Here is a 10,347-nt window from a genome sequence, read left to right as displayed (position 1 = left end):
GCCGACGCCCAGCTTCTCCTTGATCTTCTTCTCGATCTCGTTGGCCAGGTCGGGATTGTCCTTCAGGAAGTTGCGCGCGTTCTCCTTGCCCTGGCCGAGCTGGTCACCCTCGTACGTGTACCAGGCACCGGCCTTGCGGACGAAGCCGTGCTCCACGCCCATGTCGATCAGGCCGCCCTCGCGGCTGATGCCGTGGCCGTAGAGGATGTCGAACTCGGCCTGCTTGAAGGGCGGCGCGACCTTGTTCTTGACGACCTTGACGCGGGTGCGGTTGCCGACCGCGTCGGTGCCGTCCTTCAGCGTCTCGATGCGTCGGATGTCGAGCCGCACCGAGGCGTAGAACTTCAGCGCCCGGCCACCGGTCGTGGTCTCCGGAGAGCCGAACATCACGCCGATCTTCTCGCGGAGCTGGTTGATGAAGATCGCGGTGGTCTTGGACTGGTTGAGCGCACTGGTGATCTTCCGCAGGGCCTGGCTCATCAGGCGGGCCTGCAGACCGACGTGGCTGTCGCCCATCTCGCCCTCGATCTCCGCGCGCGGCACGAGCGCTGCGACGGAGTCGATGACGATGAGGTCGAGGGCACCGGAGCGGACCAGCATGTCCACGATCTCCAGGGCCTGCTCACCGTTGTCCGGCTGGGACAGGATCAGGTTGTCGATGTCGACGCCGAGCTTCTGCGCGTACTCGGGGTCGAGGGCGTGCTCCGCGTCCACGAACGCGACCTGGCCCCCGGCCTTCTGCGCGTTCGCCACCGCGTGCAGGGTCAGGGTCGTCTTGCCCGAGGACTCGGGGCCGTAGACCTCGATGACGCGGCCGCGCGGCAGGCCGCCGACGCCGAGTGCCACGTCGAGCGCGGTCGACCCGGTCGGGATGACCTCGATGGGCTCCTTCGACCGGTCGCCCATGCGCATGACCGCGCCCTTGCCGAACTGCCGTTCAATCTGTGCGAGCGCGGCATCCAGGGCCTTCTCGCGGTCGGTTCCTGCCATGGGTTCCACCCGGTTTGCTTGATTCGATCGCTTCACGTCAAAGACGCTAATGCCTGCCACTGACAATCCACCCCGATGCGGGTCCGGCCTGTGGATAACTCGAGCGCTCATCCATCCAAACCCAGTCGAATCACCCGTCACGAGCCTCGCCAGAGCCTCCATGAGAATGGATGTTCGATTTTGGTGTCAAGCGCACCACGCGGCACCTCCGAGCGTACGTCTGCCGGGCCGGCGGTCGGGTGGCTAGGGTGCGGACGGGACGTGGAGGAGGGGGACAGCATGGCCAAGGTCAGCATCAGTCTCGACGCCGAACTGGTGGTGGAAGCGATGGTTCTGGCCGGCATCGGCTCGCCGCAGGACGCCGTCGAGGCGGTGGTGCGGGACTACATCGCCCGCGGCCACCGCACGGAGACCCGCACCGAGTTCAAGGACCGGAACCTGCGCGAGGTCGATACCAAGCCGCAGGAGCCGCAGGGCTGATCCCCGCACCCGCCGCCGTCCCGCGGGCGGGCACGCCGGTCAGGCTTGCCCCGTGCGGAACGTCAGGGCCGTCGGCGCCGCCCGCCCGGCCACACCAGCCAGGTCCCCGGCACCGCACCGTCCGACCGCTCGCCTCGTTCCGCCGTCGGCCCACCGGGCCCACCGGCATGGCGCCGGCGGTGCGCCCCGGGTGGGCGATGCTGCTCGTCGCACTGGCCTCGGGCACCGTGGTGATCGCCTGAACGGCAGCCGGCCATGGTCGTGGCTGTGGGCTGCTACGCGGCTGCCTTGAGCGGCGCGGGTGACGCAGGTGGCGCGGGTGACGCAGATGGCGCGGGCGCGTGGGCCGCTCTCAGGTACTGGGCGGCCTCATCAGGACGAGCCGCCGCCCCCGGCGCCCTCCGTCCCGGGGTGTCCCGGCTCCGGGCGGCGGACCCACAGTTTCCGCAGACGCGTCGAGCCGCCGGTTCCCGACCGGCGGTTCCGGCGTCCGTGGACGCGCGGATCGTCCGTGACGTCGTAACGCTTGACGTACGCGCCGAGGAACGCCTGCAGCGTGGCGATCGCCGGGATGGCGATCAGCGCGCCGACGGCGCCGAGCAGGGCGGCGCCCGCGACGACCGAGCCGAACGCGACCGCCGGGTGGATATCCACGGTCTTGGACGTCAGCTTGGGCTGCAGTACGTAGTTCTCGAACTGCTGGTAGATCACCACGAAGACCAGTACCCACAGCGCGTACCAGGGATTGACCGTGAAGGCGATCAGCATGGGCAGGGCGCCCGCGAGATAGGTGCCGATCGTGGGGATGAACTGCGACACCAGGCCCACCCAAACGGCGAGCACGGGGGCGTAGGGCACCTCCAGGATCTCCAGCAGGATGTAGTGCGCTATGCCGGAGACCAGCGCCATCAGACCGCGTGAGTACAGGTATCCGCCGGTCTTGTCCACGGCGATCTCCCACGCGCGCAGGACCTCCGCCTGCCGGGCGGGTGGCAGGACGGAGCAGAGCGCGCGCCGCAGCCGGGGGCCGTCGGCGGCGAAGTAGAACGAGAACAGCAGGACCGTCAGCATCTGGAAGAGACCGCCGAGGACCTGGGCCGACACGTCCAGGACGCCGGTGGCGCTGTTCTGCACGTAGTTGCGCAGCCAGTCGGAGCGGAGCAGCCCCTCCTGGATGTCCACCCGTCTCAGCTCGGTGTGGAAGTGGCCGTTGAACCAGTTGATGACGGAGTCGAGGTAGTCCGGGAAGTCCTCGACCATCTTGACGATCTGGCCCGCGAGCATCGAGCCGAGCAGCGTGACGAACCCCGCGGCGGCGATCAGCACGGCGATGAAGACGAGGAAGGTGGCCAGCCCGCGGCGCAATCCGCGTCCGGCCATCCAGCTCACGGCGGGTTCGATGGCGAGGGCCAGGAAGAAGGCGATGAGGACGTTGATCAGCAGGCCGGTGAGCTGGTGGAAGGCCCAGCTGCCGAGCTGGAAGACGGCGATGAGCGCGAGGGCCAGCACCATGGCACGCGGGAGCCAGGGCGGCATGCGGGCGCCCGGCCCGGCGGGGCCGCCGGGCGGGGGACCGGTGGGCGGCGTCGTACCGGTCGGGGGTGCTTGCCGGGTCGCCTGCCCGGACTCGTCAGTGGGTGCCACGGGCCAAGTCTCGCCCACGCCACCGACTGCGGAGCCCCATCCGGTGATCTTCGTGACCGGTCAACGCTGTTCCCGCGGCACGTTCATGACGGTGCAGACCACCCGCCACACGTCCTTGGCGTCCCATCCGGCGTCCAGCGCCTCGTGCACCGTGCGCCCGCCCAGCTCCGCCATCACGTGATCGCGCGCGAAGGTGTCGGCGTAGCCCGGACCGAAGTGATCCGTCATCCGCTCCCAGAAGACCGTCAACCGCATGACTCCAGTATCCCGCCCCTGAGAGTGGGCCCTGCGCCGGGACCACGTGCCGGGAACGCCTTGCGTCATACGGTCTGACCATGGCCGAATTCGGAGCTTCCCCACTCCCCCCGACGCCCCCGACCCGTACGGCGCGCTCCCCGCTCGCGCGCGCGGAGCACTTCGTCTGGCTCACCGCGCGCGTACTGGAGCAGCGCCTCTTCGCGTACCACTTCCGCGGCGGTGACGCCGGCCCGGTGGAGACCGCGCTCGACGCCTACCGCAACGAGGACGGCGGGTACGGCCACGCGCTGGAACCCGATCTGCGCGGCCCGGTCAGCCAGCCGCCGCACACCGCGCACGCCCTGCGCGTCCTGGACGCCGTCGGGCGCTGCGGCGGACAGCGCGTGGAGCGGATGTGCCGCTATCTGACCTCCGTGTCCACCGCGGACGGTGCCCTGTCGGCGATCCATCCAAGCCAACGCGGATATCCGACCGCTCCCTTCGTGCCGGTGGTGGACGACCCGCCCGGCGAGCTCCTCGCCACCGGTCCGGTGGTCGGCCTGCTGCACCGCAACGAGGTATGGCACGCCTGGCTGTTCCGCGCCACGGACTTCTGCTGGCAGGCCGTCGAGTCGCTGGGGGCCTCCCACCCGTACGAGGTCGAGGCCGCCGTGGCCTTCCTGGACGCCGCCCCCGACCGTCCGCGCGCGGAGGCGGCGGCCGACCGGTTGGGCCGCCTGGTGCGCGACCAGCGCCTGGCGGTGCTGGACCCGGACGACCTCGACGCGTACCCGGTCTCCCCCGGCTACGCCCCGGGCGAGCACCACTTCCCCCACGACTACGCGAGGCACCCGCACTCCCTCGCGCGCGCGTGGTTCACGGAGGACGAGATGGCCCGGTCCCTCCGCGCTCTCTCGGCCGAGCAGGAGGAGGACGGCGGCTGGCCCTTGCGCCGGCGCCGGTGGGCACCCGGCCCCGTCCTGGAGGCGCGCCCCGGGGTGACCATCGAGGCCCTGCGTACACTCCGCGCGTACGGCCGCCCGGTCGGCTGACCCCGCTCACCCGCCCATGGCCCGTGCGCCCGCGGTCACCACCACGGCCGCCGCGACGACGAGCAGGAAGGGCGCGCGCAGCACCAGTGCCACGGCGGCCGCGGCGACTCCCGCTGCCCGCGCGTCCAGCACGAGCGCCTGCCCGTCGGCGAAGGTCTGCTGGGCGGTGAGCGCGGCGAGGAGGGCGACGGGCAGCAGGGCGGCGAGCCGCCGGACGAGGGGCCGCTCCAGGGCGCCCGCGGGCACCAGCAGCCCGAGGAGCTTGACGGCGTAGCAGCCGACGGCGGTCACGGCGATCGCGATCCAGACGCTCAACGCTCTCCCTCCCGCGCGGAGTCCTCAACAGCGCTGCCTCGGCGACGCCCCCGCGCCCACAGGACGGCCGGGGCCGCCAGCGCGGCCACCAGGACGGGAACACCGGCGGGCAGCACGGGCAGCAGGCCGAGTCCCAGGAGGACGGCCAGGGCGGCGACCGCGCGCTCGGTGGTGGTCCTCACCATCGGCGCGAGCAGCGCCAGGAAGACGGCGGGGCCGGCGGCGTCGAGCCCCCAGGCGTCGGTGTCCCCGATTGCCTCCGCGCCCAGCGCGCCGAGCAGCGTGGTGAGGTTCCACAGCAGGTACAGGGTGAGTCCGGTGACGGTGAACCCGATCCGGACGCTGCGCCGCGTGGGCTGTGCGAGGGCCACGGCCGTCGTCTCGTCGATGACCCACTGGGCGGCGAACGGGCGCACCGCGCGCGGGAGGGCCAGCAACTGCGACAGCCGCAGCCCGTAGAAGGCGTTGCGCACGCCGAGGAAGAAGGCCCCCGCCGCGGCGGTGAGCGGGTTGCCGCCGGCCGCGAGCGCCCCCACGAGCGCGAACTGGGAGGCCCCGGTGAACACCAGGAGGCTGAGCGCGCATGTCTGCATGAGTGTCAGTCCGCTGCCGGCCGAGGTCACCCCGAAGGCGAACCCGGACAGTCCGACGGCGACTCCCACCCCGAGGGCGTCCCGTACGACGGCGGCGTCCGGCTTGTCTTCGACGACGCCCGTGCCGGGAACGGCTGTCTGTTCTGTCACGCCTCGGACGGTAGGAGGAACCGCCGCCGTGCGTCTTGTACGTTCTTGCGCTCCCGCTGGTAGGCGCCGGGCGGTACGCCCACGATCCGCGCGAAGTGCCGGTTCAGGTGCGGCTGGTCGGTGAACCCCACGGCGACGGCGGCCTCGGACGGCCTCGTGCCGGCGTCCAGCAGCCGCCGTGCCCGCCGTACCCGGGCGTCCGTCAGCCAGGTGTGGGGCGGCATCCCGTAGGTGTCCCGGAAGGCGCGCAGCAGTGCGAACGGACTGCTCCCGAGCTCCCCGGCGAGCTTTTCCAGACTCGGCGGATCGGCCATCCGCTCCTCCAGCACGGCACGCGCGCGCGTCGCGACGCCGGCCCCTGCCGTGCGCACCTCCCGCCGCGGCAGCGGCCCGCCGTTCAGCCGCAGCAACCGGGTCACGGCCACCCGCAGCAGAGTGTCGGCGGCGAGCGCGTTTCCCTCGTCGGCGGCCCGCAGCACGCGGTGCACCAGCTCGACGGCGTACGGATCGTCGAGCACCGGCCGGACGAACCCGGGCGTCCCGCGCAGCGTGGTCGTCTCCGCCGTGATCTTGGCCACGAGTTCGGGCGCCGGATAGACGGCCCCGTAGCGCCATCCCTCCGGCACTCCGGCCCGCCCCGTGTGCGGGGTGTCCGGGTTGACCAGGGCGAGTGCTCCCGCTCCGGCGTACTGATCGCTTCCGCCGTGGTGGAAGACCTCCACCCCGTCGGCGATGGCGGCGATGACGAAGTGCTCGTGGGTGTGACGCACGAAGGTCTTCCGTATGTACTGGGCCCGCAGCAGATCGACATCGGGCAGCTCCGCGTACCGCCAGTGCCGTGCCCGCTCGCCCGATGCCGCCATGACCCCATTCTCCGTCACGGCCTCGCGGTGCCGGAGTTCCGCCCGGCATCCGTCCAGCTCAGGCCGATTGTCAGTGCCCGGGTGCACGATGGATCCATGGTCAGCTCCGCACACCGAGCCCTGGACGGCTTCTCGCCCGCGACCCGCGGTTGGTTCACGGGGGCCTTCTCCGCGCCCACCGCCGCCCAGGCGGGCGCGTGGCAGGCCATCTCCGAGGGCTCGGACGTGCTGGTGGTCGCTCCCACCGGCTCCGGCAAGACGCTGGCCGCCTTCCTCGCCGCCCTGGACCAGCTGGCCTCGACACCCCCGCCCGCCGACCCCAAGAAGCGCTGCCGAGTCCTGTACGTCTCCCCGCTCAAGGCCCTGGCCGTCGACGTCGAGCGCAACCTCCGCAGCCCCCTGACCGGCATCCGCCAGGAATCCGTGCGCCTCGGCCTGCCCGAACCCGAGGTCAAGGTCGGCATCCGCTCCGGCGACACTCCGGCCGCCGAGCGCCGTGCCCTGTCCACCCGCCCGCCGGACATCCTGATCACCACCCCGGAGTCCCTGTTCCTGATGCTGACATCGGCCACCCGCGACGCGCTGACCGGCATCGAGACGGTCATCCTGGACGAGGTGCACGCGGTCGCGGGCACCAAGCGCGGCGCCCATCTCGCGCTCACCCTGGAGCGGCTGGACGAGCTGCTGCCGAAACCGGCCCGGCGCATCGGCCTGTCGGCGACGGTCCGTCCGGTGGACGAGGTCGCCCGGTTCCTCGCCCCGCGCGGCAAGGTGGAGATCGTCCAGCCGGACTCGGGCAAGGAGTTCGACCTGTCCGTCGTCGTCCCGGTCGAGGACCTGGGCGAGCTGGGCGGTTCCCCGGTCGCGGACGGCAACGACGGCGCGGAGCGTCCGTCGATCTGGCCGCACGTGGAGGAGCGGATCACCGACCTCGTCCAGTCGCACCGCTCCACGATCGTCTTCGCCAACTCCCGGCGCCTGGCCGAGCGCCTGTGCAACAGGCTCAACGAGATCGCGTACGAACGGGCGACCGGTGAGCCCCTGGACGAGCACCACTCCCCCGCCGAACTCATGGGCGGCTCGGGAGCCGCCCAGGGCGCCCCCGCGGTGATCGCCCGCGCCCACCACGGCTCGGTCTCCAAGGAGCAGCGCGCCCTCGTCGAGGAGGACCTCAAGGCGGGCCGCCTGCCCGCCGTGGTGGCCACCTCGAGTCTGGAGCTGGGCATCGACATGGGCGCCGTCGACCTGGTCGTCCAGGTCGAGTCACCGCCCTCGGTCGCCTCCGGTCTCCAGCGCGTCGGCCGCGCGGGACACCAGGTCGGCGCGGTCTCCACGGGCGTGGTCTTCCCCAAGTACCGCGGCGATCTGGTCCAGGCGGCCGTGGTCACCGAGCGGATGCGCAGCGGCTCCATCGAGGCGCTCAGGGTTCCCGCCAATCCGCTGGACGTCCTGGCCCAGCAGGTCGTCGCGATGACCGCGCTGGACACCTGGCAGGTCGACGACCTGCTCGCCACCGTCCGCCGCGCCGCCCCGTTCGCCTCGCTCCCGGAGTCGGCCTTCACGGCCGTCCTGGACATGCTCGCGGGCCGCTATCCGTCCGACGCCTTCGCCGAGCTGCGTCCACGCGTGGTGTGGGACCGGGTGGCCGGGACGGTCACCGGCCGGCCCGGCGCGCAGCGCCTCGCCGTCACCTCGGGCGGCACGATCCCCGATCGGGGCCTCTTCGGTGTCTTCCTCGCCGGGGCCGACCCGAAGAAGGGCGGCGGCCGGGTCGGCGAGCTGGACGAGGAGATGGTCTACGAATCCCGCGTCGGGGACGTCTTCACGCTCGGCACCAGCTCCTGGCGCATCGAGGACATCACGCGCGACAGGGTCCTGGTCTCCCCTGCTCCGGGCGTGCCTGGCAGGCTGCCCTTCTGGAAGGGCGACCAGCTGGGCCGCCCCCTCGAACTGGGCCGCGCGCTGGGCGCGTTCCTGCGCGACATCGGTTCCCTCACCAAGGAGGACGCCCGGCTCCGCCTGGTCACCGCGGGACTGGACGCCTGGGCCGCGGACAACGTCCTGGCCTATCTCGACGAGCAGCGCGAGGCCTGCGGCCACATCCCCGACGACCGCACCATCGTCGTCGAGCGCTTCCGCGACGAGCTGGGCGACTGGCGGGTCGTGGTCCACTCGCCCTTCGGTGCCCAGGTCCACGCCCCCTGGGCGCTCGCGCTCGGCGCCCGCCTGTCCGAGCGGTACGGCATGGATGCCCAGGCCATGCACGCCGACGACGGCATCGTGCTGCGCCTGCCGGACGCCGACCTGATGAGCCTGGACCTGCTCGACCAGGAACCGTCGAAGCCAGGGCTGGAGTACGACGCCGAGCAGGCGCCCGTCGGCGCGGCCGACGTCGTCTTCGACAAGGGCGAGGTCGACCGGGTCGTCACCGACCAGGTGGGCGGCTCGGCCCTGTTCGCGTCCCGCTTCCGCGAGTGCGCCGCCCGTGCGCTGCTGCTGCCGCGGCGCAGCCCCGGCAAGCGCACCCCGCTGTGGCAGCAACGCCAGCGCGCCGCGCAGCTGCTGGAGGTGGCGAGCGAGTACGGCTCGTTCCCGATCGTGCTGGAGGCGGTCCGCGAGTGCCTCCAGGACGTCTTCGACGTGCCCGGCCTGACCGAGCTGATGGGCGACCTGGAGTCCCGCAGGGTGCGCCTGGTGGAGGTCACCACCCCGGAACCGTCCCCGTTCGCCCGCTCCCTGCTCTTCGGGTACGTCGCCCAGTTCCTGTACGAGGGCGACTCGCCGCTCGCCGAGCGCCGTGCCGCCGCCCTCTCCCTGGACTCCCGGCTGCTGGCCGAGCTGCTCGGCCAGGCGGAGCTGCGCGAGCTGCTCGACGCGGAGGTGCTCACCGAGCTGGAGCGCGAGCTGCAGTGGCTCACCGAGGACCGCCGCGTCAAGGACCCGGAGGGCGTCGCGGACCGGCTGCGGCTGCTCGGTCCGCTCACGGACGCCGAGCTGGCCGAGCGGGGCGCCGAGCCGCAGTGGGCCCAGGAGCTGGCCGCCGCCCGCCGTGCGATCAGGGTCCGCATCGCCGGCGCCGACCACTGGGCGGCGATCGAGGACGCGGGCCGCCTGCGCGACGCGCTGGGCACGGCGTTGCCCGTGGGCGTGCCCGAGGCCTTCACCGAGCCGGTCAAGGACCCGCTGGGCGACCTCCTCGCCCGCCACGCCCGCACCCACGGCCCCTTCACGTCGGTCACCGCGGCGGCCCGCTTCGGCCTGGGTGTGGCGGTCACCGAGGGCGCGCTGCAGCGGCTCGCCGCGGCGGGCCGGGTGGTGCAGGGCGAGTTCCACCCGGCCGGCATCGGCCAGGAGTGGTGCGACGCGACCGTCCTGCGCAGGCTGCGCCGCCGTTCCCTGGCCGCGCTGCGGCACGAGCTGGAGCCGGTGGCGCCGGCCGCGCTCGGTCAGTTCCTCCCCCAGTGGCAGCACATCGGCAAGGGGCACGCGCTGCGGGGCCTCGACGGACTGGTTCGCGCCGTCGAGCAGTTGCAGGGCGCATCCGTGCCCGCCTCCGCCCTGGAGAAGCTCGTCCTGCCCTCCCGAGTGGCGAACTACAACGCGGCCATGCTGGACGAGCTCACGGCCGCCGGTGAGGTGGTGTGGGCGGGAGCGGGTTCGCTCCCGGGGAAGGACGGCTGGGTCTCCCTCTACCTGGCGGACGCGGCCCCGCTGCTCCTGCCGCCCCCGCACCCCCTGGAGACGACCGCCCTCCACGAGTCAGTCCTGAGCACCCTCTCGGGCGGGTACGGCCTGTTCTTCCGGCAGATCGCCGATCAGGTCCGCGCCACCACCCACCCGGACGCCACCGATCCGCAGCTGGCCGACGCTCTGTGGGACCTGGCCTGGTCCGGACGCCTGACGAACGACACACTCGCCCCCCTGCGCTCCCTGCTGGGCTCCGGCCGCACCGCGGGCTCCACGGCCCACCGCGCCAAGCGCGCGGTGCCACGCGGGCGCTACGGCTCGCTGACGGCCGCCGCC

At 72.6% G+C, this 10,347-nt stretch carries 9 protein-coding genes; 3 read left to right on the top strand and 6 right to left on the bottom strand.

Features of this window, described 5'->3' with window-relative positions:
* A partial coding sequence (gene recA / locus EBH09_RS27235) for a recombinase RecA (protein ID WP_121749592.1) occupies positions 1-990 on the bottom strand: 990 nt, incomplete at its 3' end.
* A 279-nt stretch (positions 991-1,269) separates the two neighbouring features.
* Between recA and EBH09_RS27230 the strand changes: the two genes are divergently transcribed.
* Positions 1,270-1,470, top strand: coding sequence for a type II toxin-antitoxin system VapB family antitoxin (locus EBH09_RS27230; RefSeq protein ID WP_121749591.1), 201 nt, complete (start codon positions 1,270-1,272; stop codon positions 1,468-1,470).
* Between the two features lie 372 nt (positions 1,471-1,842).
* Here EBH09_RS27230 and EBH09_RS27225 read toward each other — a convergent pair whose 3' ends face one another.
* Complete coding sequence (locus EBH09_RS27225; protein ID WP_193776564.1) at positions 1,843-3,114, bottom strand: AI-2E family transporter; 1,272 nt, start codon at positions 3,112-3,114, stop codon at positions 1,843-1,845.
* A 60-nt stretch (positions 3,115-3,174) separates the two neighbouring features.
* Positions 3,175-3,369, bottom strand: a complete 195-nt coding sequence (locus tag EBH09_RS27220; protein WP_007445009.1) for a DUF3046 domain-containing protein — start codon at positions 3,367-3,369, stop codon at positions 3,175-3,177.
* 80 nt (positions 3,370-3,449) lie between these two features.
* Here EBH09_RS27220 and EBH09_RS27215 point away from each other — a divergent pair, with 80 nt between their 5' ends.
* Entirely contained in the window at positions 3,450-4,403 is a 954-nt protein-coding gene (locus tag EBH09_RS27215) for a hypothetical protein (protein ID WP_121749589.1), read from the top strand.
* A 6-nt stretch (positions 4,404-4,409) separates the two neighbouring features.
* Here the strand turns inward: EBH09_RS27215 and EBH09_RS27210 are convergent, their stop codons facing one another.
* From EBH09_RS27210 to EBH09_RS27200, 3 genes are read right to left on the bottom strand one after another with little or no spacing between them, the layout of a single operon-like run.
* Positions 4,410-4,718: an AzlD domain-containing protein gene (locus tag EBH09_RS27210; RefSeq protein ID WP_121749588.1), complete on the bottom strand. Its 309-nt coding sequence runs from the start codon at positions 4,716-4,718 to the stop codon at positions 4,410-4,412.
* Positions 4,715-5,461: an AzlC family ABC transporter permease gene (locus tag EBH09_RS27205; protein ID WP_121749587.1), complete on the bottom strand. Its 747-nt coding sequence runs from the start codon at positions 5,459-5,461 to the stop codon at positions 4,715-4,717. Before EBH09_RS27205 ends, EBH09_RS27210 begins: the two co-directional genes overlap by 4 nt.
* Positions 5,458-6,324, bottom strand: a complete 867-nt coding sequence (locus EBH09_RS27200) for an AraC family transcriptional regulator (protein WP_121749586.1) — start codon at positions 6,322-6,324, stop codon at positions 5,458-5,460. The genes EBH09_RS27205 and EBH09_RS27200 overlap by 4 nt, the downstream gene beginning before the upstream one ends.
* Positions 6,325-6,420: 96 nt before the next feature.
* On the opposite strand from EBH09_RS27200, the gene EBH09_RS27195 reads away from it, so the two are divergent.
* On the top strand, positions 6,421-10,347 hold a 3,927-nt coding region (locus EBH09_RS27195; protein ID WP_238697455.1), incomplete at its 3' end, for a DEAD/DEAH box helicase.

It is taken from the genome of Streptomyces sp. E2N166, assembly GCF_003671715.1.
Lineage (GTDB): Bacteria > Actinomycetota > Actinomycetes > Streptomycetales > Streptomycetaceae > Streptomyces > Streptomyces thinghirensis.
The sequence above is the reverse complement of the archived record's forward strand: the minus strand, read 5'-3'. Positions and strand labels throughout refer to the sequence as shown.